Source organism: Pseudenterobacter timonensis, from assembly GCF_900021175.1.
Classification (GTDB): domain Bacteria; phylum Pseudomonadota; class Gammaproteobacteria; order Enterobacterales; family Enterobacteriaceae; genus Enterobacter; species Enterobacter timonensis.
The window spans coordinates 789,001-814,847 of the sequence record NZ_FCOP01000013.1; the positions used below are offsets into that span (position 1 = coordinate 789,001).

At 58.1% G+C, this 25,847-nt stretch carries 23 protein-coding genes; 11 read left to right on the plus strand and 12 right to left on the minus strand.

What is annotated here, in order from left to right; translation table 11 throughout:
• The first annotated feature begins 50 nt into the window (after window positions 1-50).
• Together tal and tkt are read left to right on the plus strand one after the other, a co-directional pair.
• Window positions 51-1,001: a transaldolase gene (gene tal, locus BN3796_RS19075; protein WP_061709916.1), complete on the plus strand. Its 951-nt coding sequence runs from the start codon at window positions 51-53 to the stop codon at window positions 999-1,001.
• 18 nt (window positions 1,002-1,019) lie between these two features.
• The gene (gene tkt, locus BN3796_RS19080) at window positions 1,020-3,008 is read left to right on the plus strand and encodes a transketolase (RefSeq protein WP_061709917.1); all 1,989 of its coding nucleotides are present in this window, start codon (window positions 1,020-1,022) and stop codon (window positions 3,006-3,008) included.
• On the opposite strand, the gene BN3796_RS19085 is transcribed toward tkt, so the two are convergent.
• From BN3796_RS19085 to aegA, 3 genes are all read right to left on the minus strand, one after another.
• Window positions 3,005-4,045, minus strand: coding sequence for a DUF1176 domain-containing protein (locus BN3796_RS19085; protein WP_061709918.1), 1,041 nt, complete (start codon window positions 4,043-4,045; stop codon window positions 3,005-3,007). The genes tkt and BN3796_RS19085 overlap by 4 nt on opposite strands.
• 84 nt (window positions 4,046-4,129) lie before the next feature.
• Complete coding sequence (gene nudK, locus BN3796_RS19090) at window positions 4,130-4,738, minus strand: GDP-mannose pyrophosphatase NudK (protein ID WP_061709919.1); 609 nt, start codon at window positions 4,736-4,738, stop codon at window positions 4,130-4,132.
• Window positions 4,739-4,804: 66 nt separating this feature from the next.
• Window positions 4,805-6,778 carry a formate-dependent uric acid utilization protein AegA gene (gene aegA / locus BN3796_RS19095; protein ID WP_061709920.1) on the minus strand — a complete coding sequence of 658 codons (1,974 nt, stop codon included), beginning with the start codon at window positions 6,776-6,778 and terminating at the stop codon, window positions 4,805-4,807.
• Window positions 6,779-7,204: 426 nt separating this feature from the next.
• Here aegA and acrD point away from each other — a divergent pair, with 426 nt between their 5' ends.
• Window positions 7,205-10,318: a multidrug efflux RND transporter permease AcrD gene (gene acrD / locus BN3796_RS19100; protein WP_061709921.1), complete on the plus strand. Its 3,114-nt coding sequence runs from the start codon at window positions 7,205-7,207 to the stop codon at window positions 10,316-10,318.
• Between the two features lie 108 nt (window positions 10,319-10,426).
• On the opposite strand, the gene ypfM is transcribed toward acrD, so the two are convergent.
• Window positions 10,427-10,486 (minus strand): protein YpfM, encoded by a 60-nt coding sequence (ypfM, locus tag BN3796_RS20815; RefSeq protein WP_001386977.1) that lies wholly within the window; start codon window positions 10,484-10,486, stop codon window positions 10,427-10,429.
• A gap of 386 nt (window positions 10,487-10,872) precedes the next feature.
• Between ypfM and BN3796_RS19105 the strand changes: the two genes are divergently transcribed.
• From BN3796_RS19105 to BN3796_RS19115, 3 genes are read left to right on the plus strand one after another with little or no spacing between them, the layout of a single operon-like run.
• Complete coding sequence (locus tag BN3796_RS19105) at window positions 10,873-11,220, plus strand: ArsC family reductase (RefSeq protein WP_061709922.1); 348 nt, start codon at window positions 10,873-10,875, stop codon at window positions 11,218-11,220.
• A gap of 10 nt (window positions 11,221-11,230) precedes the next feature.
• Window positions 11,231-12,358 carry a succinyl-diaminopimelate desuccinylase gene (dapE, locus tag BN3796_RS19110; RefSeq protein ID WP_061709923.1) on the plus strand — a complete coding sequence of 376 codons (1,128 nt, stop codon included), beginning with the start codon at window positions 11,231-11,233 and terminating at the stop codon, window positions 12,356-12,358.
• A gap of 25 nt (window positions 12,359-12,383) precedes the next feature.
• Window positions 12,384-12,578, plus strand: a complete 195-nt coding sequence (locus tag BN3796_RS19115) for a YpfN family protein (RefSeq protein ID WP_061709924.1) — start codon at window positions 12,384-12,386, stop codon at window positions 12,576-12,578.
• Between the two features lie 73 nt (window positions 12,579-12,651).
• Here the strand turns inward: BN3796_RS19115 and ypfH are convergent, their stop codons facing one another.
• From ypfH to dapA, 6 genes are all read right to left on the minus strand, one after another.
• On the minus strand, window positions 12,652-13,347 hold the full coding sequence (gene ypfH / locus BN3796_RS19120; protein ID WP_061709925.1) for an esterase: 696 nt from the start codon (window positions 13,345-13,347) through the stop codon (window positions 12,652-12,654).
• A gap of 73 nt (window positions 13,348-13,420) precedes the next feature.
• Window positions 13,421-15,418: a tRNA(Met) cytidine acetyltransferase TmcA gene (locus BN3796_RS19125; protein WP_061709926.1), complete on the minus strand. Its 1,998-nt coding sequence runs from the start codon at window positions 15,416-15,418 to the stop codon at window positions 13,421-13,423.
• A gap of 9 nt (window positions 15,419-15,427) precedes the next feature.
• The gene (gene ypfJ, locus BN3796_RS19130; protein WP_061709927.1) at window positions 15,428-16,288 is read right to left on the minus strand and encodes a KPN_02809 family neutral zinc metallopeptidase; all 861 of its coding nucleotides are present in this window, start codon (window positions 16,286-16,288) and stop codon (window positions 15,428-15,430) included.
• Window positions 16,289-16,397: 109 nt separating this feature from the next.
• Window positions 16,398-17,111, minus strand: coding sequence for a phosphoribosylaminoimidazolesuccinocarboxamide synthase (gene purC, locus BN3796_RS19135; protein WP_061709928.1), 714 nt, complete (start codon window positions 17,109-17,111; stop codon window positions 16,398-16,400).
• A 109-nt stretch (window positions 17,112-17,220) separates the two neighbouring features.
• The gene (gene bamC / locus BN3796_RS19140; RefSeq protein ID WP_061709929.1) at window positions 17,221-18,255 is read right to left on the minus strand and encodes an outer membrane protein assembly factor BamC; all 1,035 of its coding nucleotides are present in this window, start codon (window positions 18,253-18,255) and stop codon (window positions 17,221-17,223) included.
• 16 nt (window positions 18,256-18,271) lie between these two features.
• Window positions 18,272-19,150, minus strand: a complete 879-nt coding sequence (gene dapA / locus BN3796_RS19145) for a 4-hydroxy-tetrahydrodipicolinate synthase (RefSeq protein WP_061709930.1) — start codon at window positions 19,148-19,150, stop codon at window positions 18,272-18,274.
• Between the two features lie 145 nt (window positions 19,151-19,295).
• On the opposite strand from dapA, the gene BN3796_RS19150 reads away from it, so the two are divergent.
• Together BN3796_RS19150 and bcp are read left to right on the plus strand one after the other, a co-directional pair.
• Entirely contained in the window at window positions 19,296-19,865 is a 570-nt protein-coding gene (locus BN3796_RS19150) for a glycine cleavage system transcriptional repressor (protein ID WP_061709931.1), read from the plus strand.
• The gene (gene bcp / locus BN3796_RS19155; RefSeq protein WP_061709932.1) at window positions 19,865-20,335 is read left to right on the plus strand and encodes a thioredoxin-dependent thiol peroxidase; all 471 of its coding nucleotides are present in this window, start codon (window positions 19,865-19,867) and stop codon (window positions 20,333-20,335) included. The genes BN3796_RS19150 and bcp overlap by 1 nt, the downstream gene beginning before the upstream one ends.
• A gap of 132 nt (window positions 20,336-20,467) precedes the next feature.
• On the opposite strand, the gene BN3796_RS19160 is transcribed toward bcp, so the two are convergent.
• A complete protein-coding gene (locus BN3796_RS19160; protein WP_061709933.1) occupies window positions 20,468-21,532 on the minus strand; it encodes an AI-2E family transporter in 1,065 nt (354 codons plus the stop codon).
• 193 nt (window positions 21,533-21,725) lie between these two features.
• On the opposite strand from BN3796_RS19160, the gene bepA reads away from it, so the two are divergent.
• Together bepA and arsC are read left to right on the plus strand one after the other, a co-directional pair.
• Window positions 21,726-23,189: a beta-barrel assembly-enhancing protease gene (bepA, locus tag BN3796_RS19165; RefSeq protein ID WP_061709934.1), complete on the plus strand. Its 1,464-nt coding sequence runs from the start codon at window positions 21,726-21,728 to the stop codon at window positions 23,187-23,189.
• A gap of 12 nt (window positions 23,190-23,201) precedes the next feature.
• The gene (arsC, locus tag BN3796_RS19170; protein WP_061709935.1) at window positions 23,202-23,558 is read left to right on the plus strand and encodes an arsenate reductase (glutaredoxin); all 357 of its coding nucleotides are present in this window, start codon (window positions 23,202-23,204) and stop codon (window positions 23,556-23,558) included.
• Here arsC and BN3796_RS19175 read toward each other — a convergent pair.
• Window positions 23,555-24,379, minus strand: a complete 825-nt coding sequence (locus BN3796_RS19175) for a hypothetical protein (RefSeq protein WP_061709936.1) — start codon at window positions 24,377-24,379, stop codon at window positions 23,555-23,557. The genes arsC and BN3796_RS19175 overlap by 4 nt on opposite strands.
• A 147-nt stretch (window positions 24,380-24,526) precedes the next feature.
• Between BN3796_RS19175 and celB the strand changes: the two genes are divergently transcribed.
• Window positions 24,527-25,846, plus strand: a complete 1,320-nt coding sequence (celB, locus tag BN3796_RS19180; RefSeq protein ID WP_061709937.1) for a PTS cellobiose transporter subunit IIC — start codon at window positions 24,527-24,529, stop codon at window positions 25,844-25,846.
• The last annotated feature ends 1 nt before the right edge of the window (window position 25,847 follow it).

Here is a 25,847-nt window from a genome sequence, read left to right on the forward strand (position 1 = left end):
GTGAACTAACGCACTCGCCTAAGGCTTTTATTTCCAAGGAGTAATTCTTTATGAATCAATTAGACGGCATTAAACAATTCACCACCGTCGTTGCCGACAGTGGCGACATCGAATCTATCCGCCACTATCAGCCAGAAGATGCGACCACCAACCCCTCCCTGCTGCTTAAGGCGGCGGGCCTGTCCCATTTTAGCCACCTGATCGACGACGCTATCGCCTACGGCAAGCAGCGCGGCAAAACCCAGGAGCAGCAGGTGGCCGAGGCGAGCGACAAGCTGGCGGTCAATATTGGTGCGGAAATTCTGAAAAGCATTCCGGGGCGCGTCTCCACCGAAGTGGACGCCCGACTTTCGTTTGACCGCGAAAAAAGCATCGCTAAAGCGCGCCGGCTGGTGGAGCTCTATCAGGAGCAGGGCATTGATAAGTCGCGCATCCTGATTAAGCTCGCCTCCACCTGGGAGGGGATCCGCGCGGCGGAAGCGCTGGAAAAAGAAGGTATCAACTGCAACCTGACGCTGCTCTTCTCTTTTGCGCAGGCTCGCGCCTGTGCCGAAGCGGGCGTCTATCTGGTTTCCCCCTTCGTGGGCCGCATCTACGACTGGTATCAGGCGAAACAGCCTATGGATCCCTACGTGGTAGAGCAGGACCCGGGAGTGAAATCGGTCCGCAATATTTATGACTACTACAAGCAGCACCGCTACGAAACGATTGTGATGGGGGCGAGCTTTCGCCGCACGGAGCAGATCCTGGCGCTGACCGGTTGCGACCGTCTCACTATCTCGCCAAATCTGCTGCAGGAGCTGCAGGAGAAAGAGGGAAGCGTGGTTCGTAAGCTGATCCCCACCTCCACCGTGCTGCCGAAGCCAAAACCGATGACGGAAGCCGAGTTCCGCTGGGAACATAACCTGGACCCAATGGCCGTTGAGAAGCTGGCGGACGGCATCCGTCAGTTCGCCGTTGACCAGCGCAAGCTCGAAGATCTTCTCGCCGCCAAACTGTAACCTGCCATGGAGTGAAATATGTCCCGTAAAGAGTTAGCCAACGCCATTCGCGCCCTCAGCATGGATGCCGTGCAAAAAGCCAATTCCGGTCATCCTGGCGCACCGATGGGGATGGCCGATATCGCCGAAGTGCTGTGGAACGATTTTCTTAAGCACAATCCCACCGATCCCACATGGTACGATCGCGATCGGTTTATTCTCTCCAACGGCCACGCGTCGATGCTGCTCTACAGCCTGCTGCACCTCTCCGGCTACGATCTACCGCTGACCGAGCTGAAAAACTTCCGCCAGCTGCACTCCAAAACCCCGGGCCACCCGGAAATTGGCTACACGCCGGGCGTGGAAACGACCACCGGGCCGCTCGGCCAGGGGCTGGCGAACGCCGTCGGGCTGGCAATCGCCGAGCGTACGCTGGCGGCGCAGTTTAACCAGCCGGGCCATGAGATTGTCGATCACTACACCTACGTCTTTATGGGCGACGGCTGTCTGATGGAGGGGATCTCACACGAAGTTTGCTCGCTCGCGGGCACGCTGGGGCTGGGCAAGCTGATCGGGTTTTACGATCACAACGGTATCTCCATCGACGGGGAGACCGAAGGCTGGTTTACTGACGACACGGCGAAACGCTTCGAGGCTTATCACTGGCACGTGGTGCACGAGATTGACGGTCACGATCCGCAAGCGGTGAAAAAGGCGATTGAAGAAGCGCAGAGCGTGAAGGACAAACCTTCGCTGATTATCTGCCGCACCACCATCGGCTTCGGCTCGCCGAATAAAGCGGGTAAAGAGGAGTCCCACGGCGCGGCGCTGGGGGAAGAGGAGGTCGCCCTCACTCGTCAGAAGCTTGGCTGGAAATATCCGCCGTTTGAAATCCCTAAAGAGATCTACACCGCCTGGGACGCCAGGGAAGCGGGCGAAAAAGCCCAGCAGGCGTGGAAGGAGAAGTTCGCCGCCTATGAGCAGGCGCACCCGGAGCTGGCAGCGGAATTTAACCGACGCATGAGCGGCGGCTTGCCGGAAAACTGGGAGCAGAAAACTCAGGCATTGATTGAGGAGCTGCAGGCGAATCCGGCGAAAATGGCCACCCGCAAGGCGTCACAGAATACCCTTAACGCCATCGGCCCGCTTCTGCCGGAGCTGCTCGGCGGTTCAGCGGACCTGGCGCCAAGTAACCTCACCATCTGGTCTGGCTCCACCTCGCTGAAAGAGGATCAGGCCGGCAACTATATTCATTACGGCGTGCGCGAATTTGGGATGACCGCCATCGCCAACGGCATCGCCCATCACGGCGGATTTGTGCCTTATACCGCCACCTTCCTGATGTTTGTGGAGTATGCCCGCAACGCCGCGCGCATGGCCGCGCTGATGAAGGCCCGCCAGATTATGGTTTATACCCATGACTCCATCGGGCTTGGAGAGGACGGGCCAACGCACCAGGCGGTGGAACAGCTCGCCAGCCTGCGCCTGACGCCAAACTTCAGCACCTGGCGTCCGTGTGACCAGGTCGAAGCGGCGGTGGGCTGGAAGCTGGCGATCGAGAGACATAACGGCCCGACGGCGCTGATCCTCTCCCGCCAGAATCTGACGCAGATCGAGCGTACCCCGGAACAGGTGAAAAATATCGCCCGCGGCGGCTATGTGCTGAAGGACAGCGGCGGCAAACCGGACCTGATCCTGATCGCCACCGGCTCAGAGGTGGAGATTACCATCAAGGCGGCAGAGAAACTGACCGCCGAGGGGCATGCGGTACGCGTGGTCTCCCTCCCCTCGACCGACATTTTTGATGCTCAGGATGAAGCGTATCGTGAATCGGTACTGCCTTCAGACGTCACGGCTCGCGTGGCGGTGGAGGCGGGGATCGCCGATTACTGGTACAAATATGTCGGTCTGAAAGGGGCCATTGTCGGGATGACCGGCTACGGCGAATCCGCGCCAGCGGAGAAGCTCTTCCCTTACTTCGGCTTTACCGTGGAAAACATAGTGGAAAAAGCCTCCGCGCTGCTTTAACGAGTGATCCACAGGGTGGGCCAGGCATCTGGCCCATGCCAGCCGTCACAGGTTGGCTCTTCTGCATAACGCACCAGACGAAAACGCTGGCCGTCAAAACGCCAGCGCGTCTGTACTCCGCAGTCCCCCATGCCCCGCCCTAACGCCAGGGTAGTGAGCTCCCGGCTTTTCTCATCGAACCGCGCATTCATCAGCTCCATATTGCTGACGCTGCTGGCCGGAATAAAGGGCAGCCGCAGGCGTACCATCCGCGCGGCAAAGGGTTTTTGCCGCGATACCAGCCAGGCGAGATCGACCGTGTTGTAGGCGCCCGCCTCGCAACTCACCATCAATAACGCCTTATCGTCGGTCAGGGCGGTCACCCGCACTTCGCGGCGGCTGGGATCGAGCGAACACTGGCTGTTGTTCATCCGCCAGCTGCCGTAGTCGAGCAGATCGTTAAGTTCATCATGGGAGAGCGGCGTCGGCGTCGGGTTAACCACCGCCACCTTTTTCAGCGCCGGGGCGGGAGGCACGCTCAGGGGCGGCTCATCGCCTTTTTTGATCCACGCCGTTTCACTGCCAACGCGCTTTTGCTGGGCATCAATAAAGAGCAGCGCCGCCTTCAGGCCGCTAAGGGATATGGTCTGCTGCCCGCCGCGAAGCGCAATCGCCTGCCCCTCCTGAATGGTGCGCAGAAAGCTGGAGACGGTCGCCGCATCGTCGGTCATCAGGTGCCAGGGAGAGAGTTTCCAGCGATGGGCGTCGAAGGTGAGCGGTTCGTTATCCAGCATTAACCCCGACGCCAGCGGCGGCGCCTTCGCAGGCGGGGCCGTCAGCCCGCCAAGATCGATACGCAGGGAGGCGTCAGTTTTAGCGCCCGCGCTACGCCCCAGCGTCATAACCAGCCCGTGATGTTCGCCCGTATTGCGTGCGGTACAAAAGTTCTGGTTATTGCAGGTAACCTGCCAGTCAGAAAAATTCTGCTGCGCAGGCGCAGCCCAGGCTCCCCCTGACAGGAGACTGAGCGCGATGAGAAGTAAAACGCGGTAACGCATGACAATCCCGGATACAGAAATTTACAATCTGGCCGTATCGTGAGGGGCCGACCGGGAATGCTCAATCGGATTTATCGGATAGATTTATTTAGAATGCAATTTATCGCAGGCCGCTTCCTGCGCCATAAGCCCCGATAACTGGAGCCAGTTGAGCAGGAGCACCGTTTTGCCGTCGCGGATCTCGCCGGAGGCGATCATCGCCAGCGCCCGGGTAAAGGGCAGCTCCAGCACCTCGATATCTTCATCTTCCACTCCGCCACCTGCACTGGCGCGCTGCGCATCGGTATATTCAGCGGCAAAGAAATGGATTAGCTCGGTCACGCCGCCGGGGGACATATAGAGCTCAAAGAGCTTTTTAACCTCCCCGACCTCAAAACCGGTCTCCTCCATCGCCTCTTTACGGGCGCACGCTTCCGGCTCATCCGCATCCAGCAATCCGGCGCAGGCTTCGATTAACATGCCGTCGGGATTACCGTTAACCCAGGTCGCCATGCGGAACTGGCGAATCAGTACCACCGTCTGCTTTTGGCGGTTATAGAGCAATATCGTCGCCCCGTTGCCCCGATCGTACACCTCACGTTTATGACGGATTACCTCGCCGTTGCTGCGCGTTAAATCGTAGGTGAAGTTGCGCAGCACAAAGTAGTTTTCGGAGAGGACTTTCTCTTTTATGAGTTCAATTTTCAGGGTCATACAGGCTCCACGACATGATGAGACCCTCCATAGTACGCCGCGAAGCCTGTTTTGTCGTCCGCCAGATTAATGGGCCTCAGGTCGTTTCACCTGAAGCCATGCCAGCATCCCCTCAGCCGCGTGTCGCCCTTCCGCCATCGCGGTCACCACCAGATCCGCGCCGCGCACCGCGTCGCCGCCGGCAAAGATTTTTGGATTGCTGGTCTGATAGTGGTAGCGACTTTCAACGTTCGCCAGAATACGTCCCCATTCGTCAACCTCAACCCCCTGCGCCTGCAGCCACGGCATCGCATGCGGATTAAAACCGAAGGCCATGATGACCGCATCGGCAGGCATCACAAACTCGCTGCCTTCGACAGGCACCGGACGCCGCCGTCCCTGGGCGTCCGCCTCCCCCAGCCGCGTGCGCAGCAGGCGGATACCGTTGACCCTGCCGGCCTCGTCCAGGGTCAGCTCCACCGGCTGAACGTTAAACTCAAACTGCGCCCCCTCTTCTTTTGCATTTTTCACCTCTTTTTTAGAGCCAGGCATATTGGCTTCATCCCGGCGGTAGGCGCAGGTCACCTTCGCGGCGCCATGACGCAGCGCCGTTCGTACACAGTCCATCGCCGTATCGCCGCCACCAAGCACCACCACGTTCATCCCTGCGGTATTTACGTAGGGCTCGTCTTCTGTCGACTCAAGCCCCATAAGCTGGCGGGTATTGGCGACCAGAAAGGGGAGCGCATCGTACACCCCGGGGGCATTTTCATGGGGAATACCCGCCTTCATGGAGCGGTAGGTACCCACGCCGATAAATACCGCGTCGTAGTCGTCCAGCAAGGTTTTCAGCGGGATATCTCTGCCGATTTCGCAGTTCAGCTCAAAATGGATCCCCATCGCGGTAAATATCTCCCGTCGACGCGCCAGCAGTGATTTATCCAGCTTGAAGGCCGGAATCCCAAAGGTCAGCAGCCCGCCAATTTCAGGATGGCGATCGTAGACCGTCACGCTGACCCCGTGGCGCACCAGCACGTCGGCGCAGGCCAGCCCCGCCGGGCCTGCGCCGATAATCGCGATCTTTTTATCCACCGGCGTCACGCCTGACAGATCGGGCCGCCAGCCCTTTGCCAGCGCCTGGTCTGAGATATAGCGCTCGATATTGCCGATTGTCACCGAGCCTGACGTATCCCGCACCGTACAGGCGCCTTCACACAGGCGATCCTGCGGGCAGACGCGCCCGGTGATCTCCGGCAGGCAGTTGGTCTGGTGCGACAGGGCGACCGCCCCTTCGATATCGCCCGCTTTGACACGCTCCACCCACTGGGGAATATGGTTATGCAGCGGGCAGGTCCATTCGCAGATGGAGTGCTCGCCGCACTTAAGGCAGCGGGAGGCTTCGCGTTGCGCCTGCTCTTCGCTGAAGGGGAGATAAATTTCCCTGAAGTTTCCTGCCCGCTCCTGCGGGGTGAGCTTATCCGGTTCGCCGCGCGGCGCCAGCGCCTGCATCTGCGCCCGTTTGTCTGGCGTGCGTACTGGGGATGTCACCGCGCTGTGCCAGGGCTGCGCCTCCTGGCTGGCGGTGCGCTGGCGGCGCGCCTTCGAAAGCCCGTCAAGCGCCCGGGGCGTCATCAGTTTTAGCGCATCCGCCGGGCAGTTCTCTACGCAGGCGGGCCCCTCTGCCCTGTCGCCGCAGAGATCGCATTTATGCGCCGTCGCCTTCACGCCGCCGTCAACGGGGGTAACGATAATTTCCATGGCGCCAAACGGACAGGCAACCACGCAGGCCTTACAGCCGATGCACTTTTGCTGGTTAACCTGTACGCTGTCGTTAACTTGCGTAATGGCGCCATTAGGGCAACTTTGCGCGCAGGGGGCATTTTCGCAGTGGCGACAGGTAACCGCGCTGCTTTGGGTGGCCTGTTGGAGTACGGTAATACGGGGCTGGTAGAGCCGGGGGCTGAGCACATGTTGTTCCCCGTTATGCGCCATCACGCAGGCGACTTCGCAGGCGTGACAGCCAATACATTGCAGGTTATCTGCCATAATAAATCGATTCATAATGACACCCGTCCTGGTTGCAGTACCCTTAATTTTTATAAGAGCATTTTATTTACCTGGACCCGCGCCGTCAGGCAATGTGCATTTGCTCAAGGATGATATTTAATGACCTCTACCCTGTGACAGATCAATTTCTTCCTCCGCAGCCGCCTTTATGCTCCGGGCGCAATCCGCATCCCGTTTAAGGGGGGAAGTTCGCCGCGAATATGCCATCACGCTTTCTGATGGCTATGCCCGGGCCTGAGTGGTATGACGGGCGATCGTGCGAAGGGGAGCCGGTAAACGTCAGGAGAGCGTCAATAACGGTAAATACGCATCATTATTTACATTATCTCCTTTTTTTCTCCACGCTTTCACTTCGCCTTGCCGCTAGAGTTAGGCGGCAATGTACAATAATGATGCGCAGCAAAACGAGGTCCTGTTTAAATGGCGAATTTTTTTATTGATCGCCCCATTTTTGCCTGGGTGTTGGCTATCCTGTTGTGTCTGACAGGGACCCTGGCTATTTTTTCGCTTCCCGTTGAGCAATATCCCGATCTGGCGCCCCCTAACGTTCGAATCACCGCCAACTACCCCGGCGCGTCGGCGCAGACGCTTGAAAATACCGTCACCCAGGTGATCGAGCAGAACATGACCGGGCTGGATAACCTGATGTATATGTCCTCCCAGAGCAGCGCCACCGGTCAGGTGACGGTGACGCTGAGCTTTACCGCCGGTTCCGATCCGGATGAGGCGGTACAGCAGGTGCAGAACCAGCTGCAGTCGGCGCTACGTAAGCTGCCGCAGGCGGTGCAGGACCAGGGGGTAACGGTCCGTAAAACCGGCGACACCAACATCCTGACCATCGCCTTCGTCTCGACCGACGGCTCAATGGATAAGCAGGATATCGCCGACTATGTCGCCAGTAATATTCAGGATCCCCTGAGCCGCATCAGCGGCGTGGGTGATATCGACGCCTACGGCTCGCAGTACTCCATGCGCATCTGGCTGGATCCGGCGAAGCTGAACAGTTTCCAGATGACCGCCACCGACGTTACCGACGCCATCAAGTCGCAGAACGCGCAGATCGCCGTAGGTCAGCTTGGCGGCACACCCTCCGTGGAAAAACAGGCGCTGAACGCCACTATTAACTCCCAGTCGCTGCTGCAAACGCCGGAACAGTTCCGCGATATCACCCTGCGCGTCAATCCAGATGGTTCTGAGGTGCGCCTGGGGGATGTCGCCACCGTGGAGATGGGGGCGGAAAAATATGACTATCTGAGCCGCTTCAACGGCCATCCCGCGTCGGGCCTCGGGGTGAAGCTCGCCTCCGGCGCGAACGAGATGGCGACCGCGACGCGCGTCATTAACGAGCTGAACGAGCTGTCACAATACTTCCCGCACGGGCTGGAGTATAAGGTGGCCTATGAGACCACCTCCTTCGTGAAGGCCTCCATCGAAGATGTGGTGAAAACCCTGCTCGAGGCGATCGCGCTGGTTTTCCTGGTGATGTATCTCTTCCTGCAGAATTTCCGCGCTACTCTCATTCCCACCATCGCGGTACCGGTGGTGCTGCTCGGCACCTTCGCCGTGCTCTACGCCTTTGGCTACAGCATTAATACCCTCACCATGTTTGCCATGGTGCTGGCGATTGGCCTGCTGGTGGATGACGCCATCGTGGTGGTGGAGAACGTCGAGCGCATCATGAGCGAAGAGGGACTGTCGCCGCGGGAAGCGACCCGCAAGTCGATGGGACAGATTCAGGGGGCGCTGGTGGGTATCGCCATGGTGCTCTCCGCCGTCTTTGTGCCGATGGCCTTTTTTGGCGGTACCACCGGCGCGATTTACCGTCAGTTTTCAATCACCATCGTTTCGGCGATGGTGCTCTCCGTGCTGGTGGCGATGATCTTTACCCCGGCGCTCTGCTCCACCCTGCTCAAACCGCTCCACAAAGGGGAGCAGCACGGCCAGCACGGTTTCTTCGGCTGGTTTAACCGCACCTTTAACCGCAATGCGGCGCGTTATGAAGCGGGGGTGGGCAAAGTGCTGCACCGCAGCCTGCGCTGGCTGGTGGTCTATGTTCTGCTGCTTGGCGGGATGGTCTTTCTCTTCCTGCGTCTGCCAACCTCCTTCCTGCCGCTGGAAGACCGGGGAATGTTTACCACTTCGGTACAGCTTCCCAGCGGCGCAACCCAGCAGCAGACCCTGAAGGTGGTGGAGAAGGTCGAGGCCTACTTTTTCAATAAAGAGAAAGATAACATCGTGTCGGTCTTTTCTACCGTGGGCTCTGGTCCAGGGGGGAACGGGCAGAACGTGGCGCGCATGTTTATTCGTCTCAAAGACTGGGACGAGCGCGACAGTGTTACCGGCTCTTCGTTCGCCATTATTGAGCGTGCGACCAAAGCCTTCAGCCGCATTAAAGAGGCGCGCGTCTTCGCCAGCAGCCCGCCGGCTATCAGCGGTCTGGGAAGTTCTGCCGGATTTGATATGGAGCTACAGGATCACGCCGGGCTTGGTCACGATGCGCTGATGGCGGCCCGCGATAAGCTGCTCGATATGGCAGATAAAGATCCGACCCTGACCCGCGTGCGGCACAACGGCCTGGACGACAGTCCGCAGCTGCAGGTGGATATCGATCAGCGTAAAGCGCAGGCGCTGGGCGTCTCTATAGATGATATCAATGACACCCTGCAAACCGCCTGGGGCTCCAGCTACGTTAACGACTTTATGGACCGGGGCCGCGTCAAGAAAGTCTACGTGCAGGCCGCAGCGCCCTACCGAATGCTGCCGGACGACATCAACCTGTGGTACGTCCGTAATAACGCTGGCGGCATGGTGCCCTTCTCCGCCTTCGCCTCTTCCCGCTGGGAGAGCGGCTCTCCACGCCTGGAGCGTTACAACGGCTATTCGGCGGTGGAAATCGTCGGCGAGGCGGCGCCAGGAATCAGTACCGGTACCGCGATGGATAAGATGGAAAAACTGGTGCAGCAGTTGCCAACGGGCTTTGGTCTGGAATGGACAGCGATGTCCTACCAGGAGAGGCTCTCCGGCGCCCAGGCGCCTGCCCTCTACGCCTTATCTCTGCTGGTAGTATTCCTCTGCCTGGCGGCGCTCTATGAGAGCTGGTCCGTACCGTTCTCGGTGATGCTGGTGGTCCCGCTCGGGGTAATCGGCGCGCTGCTGGCAACCTGGATGCGCGGGCTGGAAAACGACGTCTACTTCCAGGTCGGCCTGCTGACGGTTATCGGGCTTTCGGCGAAGAACGCCATCCTGATTGTGGAGTTCGCCAACGAGATGAATATGAAGGGGAACGATCTGCTGTCGTCGACGCTGTACGCCTGTCGCCAGCGCCTGCGCCCGATCCTGATGACCTCCCTGGCGTTCGTCTTTGGCGTACTGCCGATGGCGATCAGCTCCGGGGCCGGCTCCAGCAGCCAGCATGCGGTCGGGACCGGCGTAATGGGCGGCATGATCTCCGCCACCCTGCTCGCTATTTATTTCGTTCCGCTCTTCTTTGTCCTGGTACGCCAGCGCTTCCCGCTTAAGGAGCGACAGGAATAAGCGGCAAATAAAAAAGGCGGCTCATCTGGCCGCCTTTTTACTGTGTGATAATTTTCACACTTATAGTTATTAAACTTAATTAAGCGCTCTTACAATCTTTGCTGAAAATCATTTACGAAGCATCACTTCAATAAAATCTTTCCAGTTCCCCAGTTCTCGTTCAATCATAGCAGCCTCTCTTATAATTATGGCCATACTACGCAATAGACGCCCTTTTGTGAAGATATTTTAATCAATTGCTTCGATAGCCTCCCGCTTATTTACCGGGGTTATGGTAACTATGGTCCGGGTCAGGTAAATTTTATGTGACCAATAGCAACATTTAGAAATATCTTTTCGCGACTGCGCTTTTTTTATTCCGCCGCGCTTTAAGTGCAATTTTCAATAGCTTTGGGTCATGCAGAAAAAGTGAAAATCTATTCGGCGTACAGCTGTAGGTTGAATTAAACTCTGCACGCAAATATGTTATAAAAGACACAGTTGTTCTTTTATTAATTGTAATAACAACGAAAAAATTGAACGGTTGCTTTCCATTTAAGACAAAAGGATTCACCATGATTGTCATGTACGGGATCAAAAACTGCGACACCGTAAAAAAAGCGCGTCGCTTCCTCGAATCACGCGGCGTGGCGTTTCGCTTCCACGACTACCGGGCTGATGGCCTGGACCCGGCGTTTCTGCACGCCGCCATCGCCGAACTGGGCTGGGAAGCGCTCCTCAACACCCGGGGCACCACCTGGCGCAAGCTTGATGCCGCCGTTCGCGACAGCATCACCGATAGCGAGAGCGCGGCAAAACTCATGCTTGAAATGCCGGCAATTATCAAACGCCCATTGCTCTGCGCGCCGGGTCAGCCTATGCTGCTTGGTTTCGATGAAACCCGTTACCAGACTTATAGTTGAGGTGAAGTCTATGTCATGCCCGGTTATTGAGCTGACTCAACAGCTTATTCGCCGCCCCTCCCTTAGCCCGGATGACGCAGGTTGTCAGGCGTTAATGATTGAACGCCTGCGCGCAATCGGCTTTACCGTTGAACGTATGGATTTTGGCGATACGCAAAACTTCTGGGCATGGCGCGGCCAGGGCGAAACGCTGGCCTTCGCCGGGCACACCGACGTGGTGCCGGCGGGCGACGCCGACCGCTGGATCAATCCGCCCTTTGAGCCGACCATCCGCGACGGTATGCTCTTTGGCCGCGGCGCGGCCGATATGAAAGGCTCGCTGGCGGCTATGGTGGTGGCGGCAGAGCGCTTTGTGGCGCAGCATCCGCACCATAAAAACCGCCTGGCGTTTCTCATCACCTCCGATGAAGAGGCCAGCGCGAAAAACGGCACCGTAAAGGTGGTAGAGACGCTGATGGAACGTCGCGAACGTCTTGATTACTGTCTGGTAGGGGAGCCTTCCAGCACCGAAGCGGTCGGCGACGTGGTAAAAAACGGCCGGCGCGGCTCCCTCACCTGTAACCTGACTATTCACGGCGTGCAGGGTCACGTCGCCTATCCCCATCTGGCCGATAACCCGGTCCATCGCGCGGCGCCGATGCTGAACGAACTGGTGGCGATTGAGTGGGATCAAGGGAACGAATTTTTCCCGCCCACCAGCATGCAGATTGCCAACGTGCAGGCGGGCACCGGCAGCAACAACGTCATTCCGGGCGATCTGTTTGTGCAATTCAACTTCCGCTTCAGCACCGAGCTGACGGATGAAGCGATCAAAGCCCGCGTGCTGGCGCTGCTGGAAAAGTACCAGCTGCGCTACACCGTGGAGTGGTGGCTCTCCGGCCAGCCTTTCCTGACCCATCAGGGTAAGCTGGTAGATGCAGTGGTGAACGCCATTGCCCACTATAATGAGATCAAACCACAGCTTCTGACGACAGGCGGCACCTCAGACGGGCGCTTTATCGCCCGCATGGGGGCGCAGGTAGTCGAACTGGGACCGGTAAATGCGACCATTCATAAAATTAATGAGTGTGTAAAGGCGGCGGATTTGCAGCTGCTGGCGCGTATGTATCAACGTATTATGGAGCAGCTTGTCGCCTGACGGGCGCTCTGAGAAGGAAAAGCGAATGGACTGGCTGGCTAAATATTGGTGGATTCTGGTGCTTGTGTTCCTGGTTGGCGTACTGCTGAATGTCATCAAGGATCTCAAGCGCGTGGACCACAAAAAATTCCTCGCCAATAAACCGGATCTCCCGCCGCACCGCGACTTTAACGATAAGTGGGACGATGAGGACGACTGGCCGAAGAAAGATAAGAAATAAGCGCGAGTGGCAGGGATAAACCCTCTCCCGGCGGGGAGAGGGCGTCTGCCGCGAGCATTTCAGTAAACGCGCCCTACATAAACGCCACGATATTATCGTCGTTCGGCTTGCCGCCGCTCAGCGCCTCGTCGAAATAGCGTTTCGGCACCGTGTAGCGCAGATGGTCCAGCGCCAGCGCCATGCTGCGGTCGTCGATGGCGTGCCCCAGATCGTCCACGATATCCAGCGTCACATCTCCTCCCTCGCGCATCAGCGCCTCCTGCGCGTTCACCGCGTACTGCAGCTCAATGATCCGATCCTCGCCACCGTGAATCAGGTGAATGGTAGTTTGTGTGTCAGCCTGGCCGGGCAGCGTGGCATACCTGCCGTTAAAGGCGATCACGCGCGAGGCCAGCCCCGGCTGCGCTTTTATACTCTCCAGCGCCATGATCGCCCCCTGGGAGAAGCCGATCAGCGCCGTGGCCTCTGCGCTAACGCCGCTTTGCTGCTGCCACTCGCGCACAATGGCGATAAAGGCAGGCATGACAGCATCCACCCGCGCCTGACGGGACTCCTCCGTCACGTTCTGCACGGAAAACCACTGCCGCCCCTCCGGCCCGCACGGCTCCACGCCGCCGATGCTGACAATGAGCGCCTCGGGAAAGCGCGGAGCAAAGTGCGCGCCGATCTCTTCCATATTTACCGGGTTATCCCCGACCCCATGAAAAAGCAGCAGCAGCTGTTTCGCCGGGCTGGCAGGATTCTGGACGACAAAATGATCGTGTTTCATGGCGGTCTCCTTAATGAGTAAGCAGGATCTTACGCTTCCCGCAGGCGATCACCATGCCACTCTGCTGAAGAAGTCATTGAAAAAATTGCCATTGCAAAACGTCACGTTTAAGCGTCTGGCTGCGTGTCTCATCGAGCGCCTCCAGCGCCTGGGCCGCTTCAAGCCGCTGCCTTGCGAGTAGCGCTTTACGTCCCTGAAGTCCCAGCATCCGGCAAAGCGCGCTCTCCTCTGTTCCCGCCTCAAGCCTGCCGCGCAGCGCCGCCAGCGGCAGGCCTGAGGCGAGCAGCAGACGGGTCAGCGCCGCTGCGGAGGTGGCAAGCGGGCGATGCCCGAAGGCAAAGCCGCCCAGCTCCAGCCAGTCGTCACTATTAAGGGTAGCTGTCCAGCAGGAGTCGACCGGGATCTTTTCCCCGTTCCACTGTTCAATGACCCGGGCGTCACGGCAGAGCCTTTGATGCTCCCGCCTGCAGAGCGCCTCCCCCGCCTCGCTGAGCGGCAGCAGCGCCATCGCCGTGTAACAGCCGCTGCTCGCTTCCCGATGGCTGCCCATTCGCACCAGAACAAAACCGCAGCGCTGCCAGAAGCGCCACAGCTCACCGGTAAAGCCGAAGCTCACGGAAAGATAATCGACGCCCGCCGTCTGCGCCGCGCTGCCGATTAGCGCCTGCCCGATACCCTCCCGCTGTCGCGCGGGGTGCACCGCCACGCGGGTAATCCGGCGGCCGGTCAGAGTGGCGGCCAGCGGCGAGCTGCCGTGCGCGGCCAGCGACTGCGCCACCAGGTTGCCGCGCGGACGTCTGAAGCCTGCCCACACCGCCTGGCTTAGCGCCGGGCTTAATCCCCCTTCATCCACCAGCCACAGCGCGCCGGCAATCTGCCCCTGCGTCGCGGCAACGGTGAAATGTTGCCCCGGCGCATCCATCATTCGTCGCAGATCGAGCGGAGAGGTGCGGTAGTGCGCCGAGCAGAGCAGCCGGTAGAGCTGCGCCGCGCGCGCCGGATCGCTGCCCCAGATCTGCGGCTCAAGAGGTTCCAGTACAGGGGTGCCGCGTGGCGTCTTTTCCAGCGTCTCTTCAAATAAAAGTAAGTTTGCTACGGCACGCTCCAGCGGACAGCCTGGCGCCCAGCGCACCGGGGCGGTAAGCGTGTAGCGGCGCAGATGGGCGAAGCGGGCGCAAAACTTCAGCAGAAAGCCACGCCCGGTCCCCTCGTAACCCTCCACCGTGGTGGTGAGCAGCACGCGCGGAAAACGTGCGACCAGCCGCTCCAGCAGCGGGCCGGGAATTGCTGCCGCCTCATCGACCACCAGCCAGTCGGCGCGCTCGTTGCTCGCCAGCAGCGCGTCCGGGGCCATAAAGCGGAACCTGTCGCCAGCGAAGCGGGCAATCACCTCCGCGGCCCCTTTCGCGGGCGCGGTGACGATAGCCTCCCCTGCCGTTTGCCGGATAAGCATGCCGGCGAGTGCCGATTTTCCGCGTCCGCGCGGAGCGGTAACCGCCGCCACGCCCGGTTCCATCTTCAGTAACGTCCTGAGAATTGCCTCCTGCTCCCGCTGCGGTTCACCGCTGGCAGGATGCCACGGCGGCGCGCAAGGCAGAGGGGCGATATGCAGCGGCTGATGCTGACGCCAGAATATGACGCCGGGATCGGCGACGAGCGTGCGGCAAAAATGAGCCACAAAATGGGGAGTTGTAATCGGGAGAAGGCTGTCGCTCCAGCGCAGGGAGTCGGCATCTGCCATATCGGGCCAGCGCGTCAGCGGCGGGATAAGCAGCACCAGCAGGCTTCCCGCCCGTAGCGTGCCGCTGAGCGCGGCAAACGCCGCGACGTCAAAGCCGTGGCGGGCATCAAAAACGGCATGGCGGTATTCCCGGCCAAGAAGGCTGCCCGGCGCCTGTGGGGCGCAGCGGGACTCCGATCCGGGCGCATCGCCTGCCCGGATCCAGTCACCGGGAAGCGACTCGCTCAGCGTCTGCGCCTGCGCTGCCGTCCACTGCGCATCGCCGCTTACCACCAGCAGACGGCGATGCCCTTCCCGCTCCAGGCGGGCAATCAGATTGTCAAACGGCATGGGATCGGATCAGAGCGTTTTGCCAAAGGTGTCGCACTGAGCCGGATCGCCGCTGTCGAATCCGCGTTTAAACCAGCTGTAGCGCTGCTCCGACGTGCCGTGAGTGAAGCTGTCCGGCACCACGTGGCCCTGGCTCTGCTGTTGCAGACGGTCATCGCCGATCGCCTGCGCCGCGTTGAGCGCCTCTTCCAGATCGCCTGTCTCCAGCACCCCTTGCTTGCGCATGCTGTTACCCCAGACGCCGGCAAAACAGTCCGCCTGCAGTTCCATACGTACCGAGAGATGGTTGACTTCGGTCTGGCTGGCATTCTGCTGAAGCTGACGCACCTTCGGTTCAATGCCGAGCAGCTTCTGTACATGGTGCCCCACTTCATGGGCAATGACATAGCCCTGAGCAAAATCGCCGTCGGCGCCCAGCTTGCGTTTCATGTCATCGTAAAAGGAGAGATCGATATAGACGGTGCTGTCTGCGGGACAGTAGAACGGCCCCATCACCGACTGGCCGGTGCCACAACCGGTACGGGTCGCCCCGCGATACATCACCAGCTTCGGCGGCTGATAGGTACGCCCCATCTTCTCAAACTGCTGTCCCCAGGAGTCTTCGGTGGTCGCCAGTATGACGGAGGTAAATTTTGCCGCTTCATCATCGTTGGGGCTGATGGAGCGCTGTGCCTGTTGCTGCTGCTCGATCGGCTGGCCGGTAAGCAGGCCGGTTAAATCGACGCCGTAATAGCCTGCCACCAGGACTATCACCAGCAACACGATCCCGCCTTTGCCTCCGGGCAGACGAAATCCCGGGCCACCCATCGACGGGCCGCTACCGCGCCTGTCTTCTACATTGTCACTTTCACGACGCCCTTGCCAGCGCATACCTACCTCGAATCTGTTCGTTATTATTGTTATGATCGTAGGCGGTTAAAGGCAGGATTTCCATAGAAAAAACCAAAGGGTGCGAACACCCTCTGGCGCAGACGGGGGATCAGTCGAGCTTGACGCCCAGACGGCGGGCCACCGCTTCATAGGCTTCGACCACACCGCCCAGGCTCTGGCGGAAGCGATCTTTGTCCATTTTATCCAGCGTATCTTTGTCCCACAGGCGGCTACCGTCCGGAGAAAATTCATCCCCCAGCACCACTTCGCCTTTGTAGAGGCCAAACTCAAGCTTGAAGTCGACCAGAATCAGACCGGCGTCGTCAAAGAGCTTTTTCAGCACGTCGTTTGCTTTGTAGGTAAGCTCTTTCATGCGCGCCAGGTTCTCTTTGCTCACCCAGCCGAAAGTTTCGCAGTAAGAGTCGTTAACCATCGGATCGTGCATCGCGTCGTTTTTCAGGAACAGATCAAACAGCGGCGGCGTCAGCTCAATCCCCTCTTCGATCCCCAGACGTTTCACCAGCGAGCCCGCCGCACGGTTACGCACCACGCACTCTACCGGCACCATATCCAGCTTTTTCACCAGACATTCCGTATCGGAGAGTAACGCTTCCATCTGGGTAGGGATGCCCGCTTCGGCCAGCTTGCTCATAATGAAGTAGTTGAACTTGTTGTTCACCATGCCCTTACGGTCGAACTGCTCGATGCGCGCGCCATCCCCCGCTGACGTATCATTGCGAAATTCGAGTACCAACAGATCCGGGTTTTCGGTGCTGTAGACGGTTTTCGCTTTGCCACGATACAACTCAGCTTGCTTCTGCATTTTCTTCACTCCTGGTGTGATGATATCTGTTCAAAACTGGCAATATTATGCCACGCACACGTTTGCGTAGCACGAAAATAAAAAGGGCTGGATAAACCAGCCCTCGCGTTTATTTGTTAAATGCGGCCTGCAGGACAGCCACCAGCGCATCATTCTGCGACTGGGTCAGCGTGTGACCTTTCGGATCGATAAACTGCAGGCTGCTGCGGTTATCGAGGTCACCCACCTGGATTTTATAATCGCCGGAAGTCAGGCCCGGATCGCGCACGCCCAGATCCTGCCAGTCGCTGTCGGAGAGCGGCGAGTAGGTCGCCGACATGCTGCCCGTTGAACGGGTACTGTCGCTCACCTTCATGCCTACCTTGCTCAGCACAGCCGGCAGACGCTGCCAGGTCTGGTTAAACGGCGCACGCACGACCAGCATCGGCAGGCCGGTATCATCCGCGCCGCTCTGGACATCATAGGTTACGCCGTTGCGGTTCTGTGCGGAGTTAGCCGCATCGGTCGCGGTTTTATCAAGACCGGCGGCAATCACGTTCAGCAGTTCGGTGCTGTAGCGCTGCAGCGAGGCGGGATCGGCCACCGGCTTGCCCGCCTGCTCCAGATTCAGCAGCTTAACCTGTACGGCCTGCTGGTAGCCCTGCGGCTTAACGGAAACCTGATAGCGACCACGATACTGCTGGTCCTCATCCAGGCGGTTCCACTCGATCCAGTCGGTGGTCAGCGTCTGGCTGGCGTCATCGCGCTTATCAATCGCATAGTTCTTTGACTGAATCACGCTGACCACCTGCGGCCAGAGGGTGCTGTTACGACCGTTTTCAACCAGCAGCGTGGCGGTATCGCCCGTAAACTGAGTACGCGCGCCGCTCACCAGCGCCAGCGGCTGGGCTGGCGGGCGAATATCAAGCGCTTTACCTACCGCACCGCTGCCGTTGGTAACCGGAATATTGTAGTCGCCGTTCTGAATCGGCAGGATCAAGCCAGCCGGCGCATGGAGTTCAGCGAGCGGAGCGGCATCCAGATAGGATTCATCGCCGCTCACCTGGCGCTTGTAGCGTGAATCTGAGCTACAGGCAGCGAGCAGTAAAACAAGCGAAACACCCGCAACCTTGGCCAGGCGCGACTTCTGTACTGAGTAAGCCATCAAATCTCCCTAAACTTTACAGCAATCCGGCATGCTTGAGCGCCCCGGCAACCACGTCACGACCATGGTCGGTGATCGGGGTCATCGGCAGACGCAGCGTGTCGGTCGCCACAAGTCCCAATTCCTTACAGGCCCATTTCACCGGGATCGGATTGGGTTCGACAAATAATTTATTATGCAGCGGCATCAGGCGCTGGTTAATTACGCGCGCCTCATCATACTGCCCCGCCGCCGCCAGTTTGCACATTTCGGCCATATCCCGCGCCGCGACGTTCGCCGTAACAGAGATCACGCCGTGACCGCCAAGCTGCATAAAGTCCAGCGCGGTCGCGTCGTCGCCGCTCAGCAGGATAAAGTCGTCTGAAACCAACTCTTTGATCTGATGAACGCGGCTTAAGTTCCCGGTCGCCTCTTTAATTCCGATAATATTTTTGACCTCAGAGAGGCGGCCAACTGTTTCAGGCAACATATCGCAGCCGGTACGCGACGGCACATTATACAGGATTTGCGGCAGGTCAGTATGTTCAGCGATCGCCCTGAAGTGCTGGAACAGCCCCTCCTGGGTAGGACGGTTGTAGTAAGGCGTGACCGTCAGGCAGCCCACCACGCCGCTGTTGTTAAAACGCTTCGTAAGGCTGATGGCCTCGGCGGTAGCGTTGGCGCCCGTTCCGGCGATGACCGGAATACGTCCGTCCGCCAGTTCAAGGGTCATCAACACCACGTCACCATGTTCTTCGTGGCTCAGGGTGGCAGATTCGCCGGTTGTCCCCACAGAAACGATCGCAGTCGTTCCGTTGGCGACATGGTAATCAATCAATTTTTTCAGGCTTGACCGGCAGACATTACCTTTCTCATCCATCGGCGTAACAATCGCAACAATACTTCCCGTGAACATGGGCCATCCTCTGTGCAAACAAGATTCTCAATGGTACGTTTGGAACTGTAATAAAAGCAAGCGACGCAGCGCCTCCATGCTGTTGTGTGCATGTTTTTTTTATGCTTTCCTTAGGAAGAGTTAACCACGCAAAGGAAGAACAGGTTTGACAACCTCATCACAACATTACCTGGTTATCACTGCGCTGGGTGCCGACAGAGCGGGGATCGTAAATACCATCACCCGCCACGTGAGCAGCTGCGGCTGTAATATCGAAGACAGCCGTCTGGCGATGCTGGGCGAGGAGTTTACGTTTATTATGCTGCTTTCCGGCTCGTGGAACGCCATTACGCTCATTGAATCAACGCTGCCGCTCAAGGGCGCGGAGCTGGATTTACTGATTGTGATGAAACGCACCGCCGCTCGCCCTCGCCCCGCCATGCCCGCCACCGTATGGGTGCAGGTTGAGGTTCCCGATTCACCGCATTTAATCGAGCGTTTTACGGCCCTTTTTGACAGCCATCAGATGAATATCGCCGAGCTGGTCTCCCGCACACAGCCGGGCGACGCCAGCGCAACCCCGACGCTGTTTATTCAGATCACTGCGCACAGCCCCGCCTCACAGGATGCCTCAAATATCGAGCAAGCCTTTAAAGCACTCTGTACAGAATTAAACGCACAGGGCAGTATTAACGTCGTTAATTATTCCCAGCATGAACAGGATGGAGTTAAGTAATGAATCCACTGAAAGCCGGTGACATCGCACCGAAATTTAGCCTGCCCGATCAAGACGGCGAGCAAGTAAATTTGACCGACTTCCAGGGACAGCGCGTTCTGGTCTACTTCTACCCGAAGGCCATGACGCCGGGCTGCACCGTTCAGGCCTGCGGCCTGCGCGATAATATGGACGATTTAAAAAAGGCGGGCGTGGAAGTGTTGGGTATCAGCACCGATAAGCCTGAAAAGCTCTCTCGTTTCGCCGAAAAAGAGCTGCTCAATTTTACCCTGCTCTCCGACGAGGACCACCAGGTCTGCGAGCAATTTGGCGTCTGGGGCGAGAAGTCATTTATGGGGAAAACCTACGATGGCATTCACCGCATCAGCTTCCTGATTGATGCTAACGGTAAAATTGAACATGTCTTTGACGACTTCAAAACCAGCAATCACCACGATGTGGTGCTGAACTGGCTGAAAGAGAGCGCCTGAGTCGTTTAGTGTCGGGTGGCGGCTTCGCCTTACCCGACCTACAAGGCTACAAGGTAAATGCAAAACGGTAACGCATGTTACCGTTTTTAGTGTTTATCCGCTCACTCTGAAGGGCATCAGCCCGCACCACATCTACTTCTCTTCCACCACCGGCACATCCGGCCACGCGTGGACTACCGCCTTAATCAGCGTCGCCAGCGGAATCGCGAAAAATACCCCCCAGAATCCCCATAGCCCGCCGAAGATCACGACGGAAAGAATAATCACCAGCGGATGCAGGTTCACCGCCTCTGAGAAGAGCACCGGCACCAGCAAATTGCCGTCCAGCCCCTGAATAATCAGGTAGACCGCGAAACAACTCCAGAACTCAGTGCCGAGGCCGAACTGAAACAGCGCCACGCCCACCACCGGGATGGTCACCACAAAGGCGCCGATATAGGGTATCAGCACAGAGAAGCCCACCAGCACCGCCAGCAGCAAGGAATAGTTAAGGCCGAAGATGATAAAACCGAGCCAGGTGGCGACCCCCACCACAATCATCTCCAGCACTTTGCCGCGAATATAGTTGGTAATCTGCTGGTTCATCTCTTTCCAGACCTGACCCGCCAGCCCGCGGTTACGGGGGAGCACGCGACGGACGGCGTTAAGCATCTGCTCTTTATCCTTTAAGAGGAAAAAGACCATCAGGGGCACCAGCACCAGATAGACCGCCAGCGTCAGCAGCCCCACCAGCGAGGCGAGAGAATATTTTACTACCGAATCGCCCACGCTCATGATGCGGGTACGCATGTTCTCCGCCATTGCATCGATAATGCCCGCATCCATCAGGGCGGGATAACGGCGCGGCAGCGTGGCGGCAAAGTCGGAGAGCTTGTTAAGCATGCCAGGCAGATCGCGGATCAGGTAGATCCCCTGCTGCCAGGCTATCGGCATCACCACGAACGCCATTAAGAGCAGAATGCCGACAAAGAGGATTAACACTATGCTGGTCGCCCAGCGGCGGGAACAGCCGAGAAGCTCGAGGCGTGCGGTTGGCCACTCCAGCAGATAGGCCAGCACCAGCGCCACCAGCAGAGGAGCGAGCAGGCCGCTAAAGAAAAAGAGAATACCAAATCCGGCAACCAGAATAACCAGCAGCGCAATGGCCTCCGGGTCGCTGAAGCGCCGACGATACCACTGCATTAACATTTCAAGCATGCAACCTTCCCTGAGCTCATGGCAGGAGTGAAGCGGGAATTGTATCTAATTGTCACAAAAAAGACTTTCGCTTTTTGCCCCTGCGCCACGTTTCGCAAAAGTCTGAGAACAGATACACTTCCAGGGCAGTGATGGTGAACATTATGCGGGTTCGCCGGTCAAATTAGCACATCCAACATACAGGGCAGAGGTTATGTTCAGGCAGTTGAAAAAAACGCTGGTTGCGACGCTTATCACCGCGCTGACGCTCGGTCAGACGTTACCTGCCTTCGCCGACTCGGCGGATACGTTGCCGGATATGGGAACCTCGGCAGGAAGCACGCTCTCTATCGGACAAGAGATGCAGATGGGCGACTACTATGTGCGCCAGCTTCGTGGCAGCGCGCCGCTGATTAACGATCCCCTGCTGGTGCAGTATATCAACACGCTGGGCATGCGCCTTGTCGCCCATGCCAACTCGGTGAAAACCCCTTTTCATTTCTTTTTAATTAACAACGACGAAATCAACGCCTTCGCCTTTTTTGGCGGGAATGTCGTTCTGCATTCGGCGCTGTTCCGCTATTCCGATAACGAGAGCCAGCTGGCCTCGGTTATGGCGCACGAAATCTCCCACGTTACCCAGCGTCATCTGGCGCGTGCGATGGAAGATCAGAAGCGCAGCGCGCCGCTGACCTGGGTAGGGGCGCTCGGCTCTATTTTACTGGCGATGGCCAGCCCCCAAGCCGGGATGGCGGCCCTGACCGGTACGCTGGCGGGCACCCGCCAGGGGATGATCAGCTTTACCCAGCAGAACGAACAAGAAGCGGACCGTATCGGTATTCAGGTGCTGCAGCGCGCGGGCTTCGATCCACAGGCGATGCCCACCTTCCTTGAGAAGCTGCTTGACCAGGCGCGCTACTCCACCCGCCCGCCGGAAATTTTGCTGACCCACCCGTTGCCGGAAAGCCGCCTCTCGGATGCGCGCAACCGCGCCAACCAGATGCGCCCGGTGGTGGTACAGTCGTCGCAGGATTTTTATATGGCGAAGGTGCGTACTCTGGGCATGTATAACTCAGGGCGCAACCAGCTCACCAGCGATCTGCTGGATGCGCTGGCAAAAGGCAACGTCCGCCAGCAGCATGCCGCGCAGTATGGCCGCGCCCTGCAGGCGATGGAAGCCAGCAAATATGACGAAGCGCGCAAAGCTCTGCAGCCGCTGCTGGCCGCCGATCCCGGTAACCCCTGGTATCTTGACCTCGCTACCGACATCGATTTAGGGCAGCATAAAGCGACTGACGCTATCAACCGGCTGAAAGGGGCGCGCGATCTGCGCAACAATCCGGTGCTGCAGCTTAACCTCGCGAATGCCTACCTGCAGGGCGGGCAGCCGAAAGAGACGGCCGCCCTGCTCAACCGCTACACCTTCAATTATAAAGACGATCCAAACGGCTGGGATCTGCTGGCGCAGGCGGAAGGCCAGCTTGGCAACCGCGATCAGGAGCTGGCGGCGCGCGCCGAGGGGCTGGCGCTGGCGGGCCGTCTCGACCAGGCCATCTCGCTGCTCAGCAGCGCAAGCTCGCAGGTGAAGCTGGGCAGCCTGCAGCAGGCACGTTACGACGCCCGTATCGATCAGCTTCGCGATCTGCAGCAGCGCTTCCGCCCGTATGAAAAGATGTAATAAGGAGAACGCATGACCGACGCGGTAAAAATCTATCATAACCCCCGCTGCTCCAAGAGCCGCGAAACGCTCAACCTGCTGCAGGCGAAGGGCGTTGAGCCTGAAGTGGTGCTCTACCTGGAGACGCCGCCGGATGCGCAAACTATCCGCCAGCTGCTTACGATGATGGAGATGGGCAGCGCGCGTGAACTGATGCGTCAGAAAGAGGATCTGTATAAATCACTCAACCTGAACGACACGCATCTTAATGAAGATCGGCTCATTCAGGCCATGGTCGAGAATCCAAAGCTGATTGAGCGCCCGATTGTGGTGGCGAACGGCAAGGCGCGCATTGGCCGTCCGCCGGAAGATGTGCTTGAGATTATCTAACTATTACGCCGCAGCGCTTCCAGAAACGCCTGCGGCGTACTCTCTCCCAGTTTTTTCTGCGCCTTTTCCCGGTTGTAAAACTCACAGAGCTGGATCAACAGCTCGCCCGTCGGCTCACTGTTCAGCCGCGGAATGATTTCGCGTAACGGCACAGCGACCTGAACGGCACGATATTGCTGCGGATGCACTTTCACACTGACGATGCGCTCCGGCAGTTTCACCTCCAGGCCAAAAGTCTCAACAGATTGAATATCAGCCGGGCACGCTTCCAGCAGGTCGTTCGTCCAGTGGGTCAGCAGTTGCGAAGAAATGCCCGCATAAAGCCGGGCATAGCACCAGCCGCTGACGGGTTCCCGCGCCCAGAGCAGATGCTGCTCCCCGCCATCGTCCATATGCAGCGACAGCGGCTGATGATACAGCAGGAGTTTTTGCGGCACGATGCCCGCCTTTAGCGCCTTCTTACCCTGCAAAACCGCCCCTTTTTGTTTTACCGATGCCGGTTTAAGGTAGCGGTTGAGGGTTGCGCGGGAAACGGCGATCCCGAGCCCGTTATTGACCATCAGAAGCAGCTCGTCCAGCGGAGCGCCGGTAACCTCCCGCAGGGCATTTATCAGTGCCGCCTGATCTTGTCTCAACGCTTTGTGTATCACTTTTGGCGTAGCGTGGTTATCCGAAACCTGTTCGCGGTTGCGCCAGCGCCTGACGGTGGTGACCGAGATCCCCAGCTCAACCGCCAGCTCCCTGTCGCTTTTCTCTGACTGCTGAAGGTAGCGACGGATACGCGGCGTGGTGGTGGCATTGGCATGGAGTTTAATTTCCATCGCAAGGATCTCCGGAACTAATCTTATGAGATTTATAATGCGGCGGCGATTGCTTTGTGACCGATTTCACCTTTCGCTTGCCGCGCTTCACTGATAATCCACAGACATAACATAAACAACACCCCTCATTCTTGTACGGAGTTCACAATGAACAATGTTCTGGGATTTCTTGAAGCAAAACTGATGCCGCTGGCGGCGAAAACAGCTCAGCAGCGTCATCTCGGGGCCATTCGCGGGGCCTATGTTTCATTTATGCCGTTTATCATCGTCGGATCCATCCTGCTGGTTATCTCCTCCTTTCCGAATCAGGCCTATCAGCAGTTTATGTCTCAGGCCTTTGGTGAGAGCTGGAGCGCGATTATCGAGATCCCTTTCAACGCGGTGTTCTCGACCATGTCGCTGTTTATCAGCTTCCTGGTGGCGTTTCGCCTGGCGGAGCATTATGGCGAGGATCGTATCTCCTGCGGCATCCTGGCGCTGGTCGCCTTCCTGATCCTGACGCCCTTTATCAAAGTGGCGGAAAACGGCGGCATTACCGTCATACCGGTGGAGTGGATTGGCAGCAAAGGGTTGTTTGTGGCGATGATCGGTTCCCTGCTGTGGACGGAACTGTTCTGCTGGCTGAAGCGCAAAAAGCTGGTCATCAAAATGCCGGACGGCGTCCCTCCGGCGGTGCAGGAGTCGTTCGCGGCGCTGATCCCGGCCCTGCTGGTGATGATTCTGGTGCTTATAATTCGTATCGTCTTTGAAAACACCCACTACAACACTATCCATCAGTTTATTTATGAAGTCGTTGCCACGCCGGTGCGTCACTACGGCACCTCATACTTCGGCGCGCTGATGACGGTATTCAGCATCACCATTCTGTGGTCGGTAGGTATTAACTCCGGCTCGATGATTAACGGCATCATTCGTCCGCTGTGGATGGAGAATCAGACCGACAATATCGCCGCGATTCAGGCGGGAACGACGCCCCCACACATTATCACGGAACAGTTTTTTGACATGATCTGGATGGGGGGCGCGGGGGCCACGCTGTCGCTGGTGATTGCGATGTTGATTTTCGCCCGCAGTAAAAACATGCGCGAAGTGGCGCGTCTCGGCGCCGGAGCATCGGTGTTTAACATCAATGAACCGATCCTGTTTGGCCTGCCGGTGATCATGAACCCCATCATGCTTATTCCATTCAACCTGGTGCCGCTGGTGCTGGTTACCGTGCAGTATGCGGCGATGAAAATTGGCGCGGTCGCCGTCACCACCGGGGTCTTTATCCCCTGGACCTTACCGCCGGTTATTAGCGGCTTTATCGTCACCGGGCATCTGAGCGGTAGCGTAATGCAGCTTATTAACCTGCTGATTGGCGCCATGCTGTACCTGCCTTTTATGCGTATCCTGGATAAACAGTACCGCGCCGCGGAGCTGACCACGATGACGCAAACCGACACCACCCTTGCAAAACAGGAGTAAA

Excerpts from the sequence above, each read along its gene's own strand:
- tal (WP_061709916.1), top strand. The coding sequence starts at position 51 with ATGAATCAATTAGACGGCATTAAACAATTCACCACCGTCGTTGCCGAC.
- tkt (WP_061709917.1), top strand. The coding sequence starts at position 1,020 with ATGTCCCGTAAAGAGTTAGCCAACGCCATTCGCGCCCTCAGCATGGAT.
- BN3796_RS19085 (WP_061709918.1), bottom strand. The coding sequence starts at position 4,045 with ATGCGTTACCGCGTTTTACTTCTCATCGCGCTCAGTCTCCTGTCAGGG.
- nudK (WP_061709919.1), bottom strand. The coding sequence starts at position 4,738 with ATGACCCTGAAAATTGAACTCATAAAAGAGAAAGTCCTCTCCGAAAAC.
- aegA (WP_061709920.1), bottom strand. The coding sequence starts at position 6,778 with ATGAATCGATTTATTATGGCAGATAACCTGCAATGTATTGGCTGTCAC.
- acrD (WP_061709921.1), top strand. The coding sequence starts at position 7,205 with ATGGCGAATTTTTTTATTGATCGCCCCATTTTTGCCTGGGTGTTGGCT.
- BN3796_RS19105 (WP_061709922.1), top strand. The coding sequence starts at position 10,873 with ATGATTGTCATGTACGGGATCAAAAACTGCGACACCGTAAAAAAAGCG.
- dapE (WP_061709923.1), top strand. The coding sequence starts at position 11,231 with ATGTCATGCCCGGTTATTGAGCTGACTCAACAGCTTATTCGCCGCCCC.
- BN3796_RS19115 (WP_061709924.1), top strand. The coding sequence starts at position 12,384 with ATGGACTGGCTGGCTAAATATTGGTGGATTCTGGTGCTTGTGTTCCTG.
- ypfH (WP_061709925.1), bottom strand. The coding sequence starts at position 13,347 with ATGAAACACGATCATTTTGTCGTCCAGAATCCTGCCAGCCCGGCGAAA.
- BN3796_RS19125 (WP_061709926.1), bottom strand. The coding sequence starts at position 15,418 with ATGCCGTTTGACAATCTGATTGCCCGCCTGGAGCGGGAAGGGCATCGC.
- ypfJ (WP_061709927.1), bottom strand. The coding sequence starts at position 16,288 with ATGCGCTGGCAAGGGCGTCGTGAAAGTGACAATGTAGAAGACAGGCGC.
- purC (WP_061709928.1), bottom strand. The coding sequence starts at position 17,111 with ATGCAGAAGCAAGCTGAGTTGTATCGTGGCAAAGCGAAAACCGTCTAC.
- bamC (WP_061709929.1), bottom strand. The coding sequence starts at position 18,255 with ATGGCTTACTCAGTACAGAAGTCGCGCCTGGCCAAGGTTGCGGGTGTT.
- dapA (WP_061709930.1), bottom strand. The coding sequence starts at position 19,150 with ATGTTCACGGGAAGTATTGTTGCGATTGTTACGCCGATGGATGAGAAA.
- bcp (WP_061709932.1), top strand. The coding sequence starts at position 19,865 with ATGAATCCACTGAAAGCCGGTGACATCGCACCGAAATTTAGCCTGCCC.
- BN3796_RS19160 (WP_061709933.1), bottom strand. The coding sequence starts at position 21,532 with ATGCTTGAAATGTTAATGCAGTGGTATCGTCGGCGCTTCAGCGACCCG.
- bepA (WP_061709934.1), top strand. The coding sequence starts at position 21,726 with ATGTTCAGGCAGTTGAAAAAAACGCTGGTTGCGACGCTTATCACCGCG.
- arsC (WP_061709935.1), top strand. The coding sequence starts at position 23,202 with ATGACCGACGCGGTAAAAATCTATCATAACCCCCGCTGCTCCAAGAGC.
- BN3796_RS19175 (WP_061709936.1), bottom strand. The coding sequence starts at position 24,379 with ATGGAAATTAAACTCCATGCCAATGCCACCACCACGCCGCGTATCCGT.
- celB (WP_061709937.1), top strand. The coding sequence starts at position 24,527 with ATGAACAATGTTCTGGGATTTCTTGAAGCAAAACTGATGCCGCTGGCG.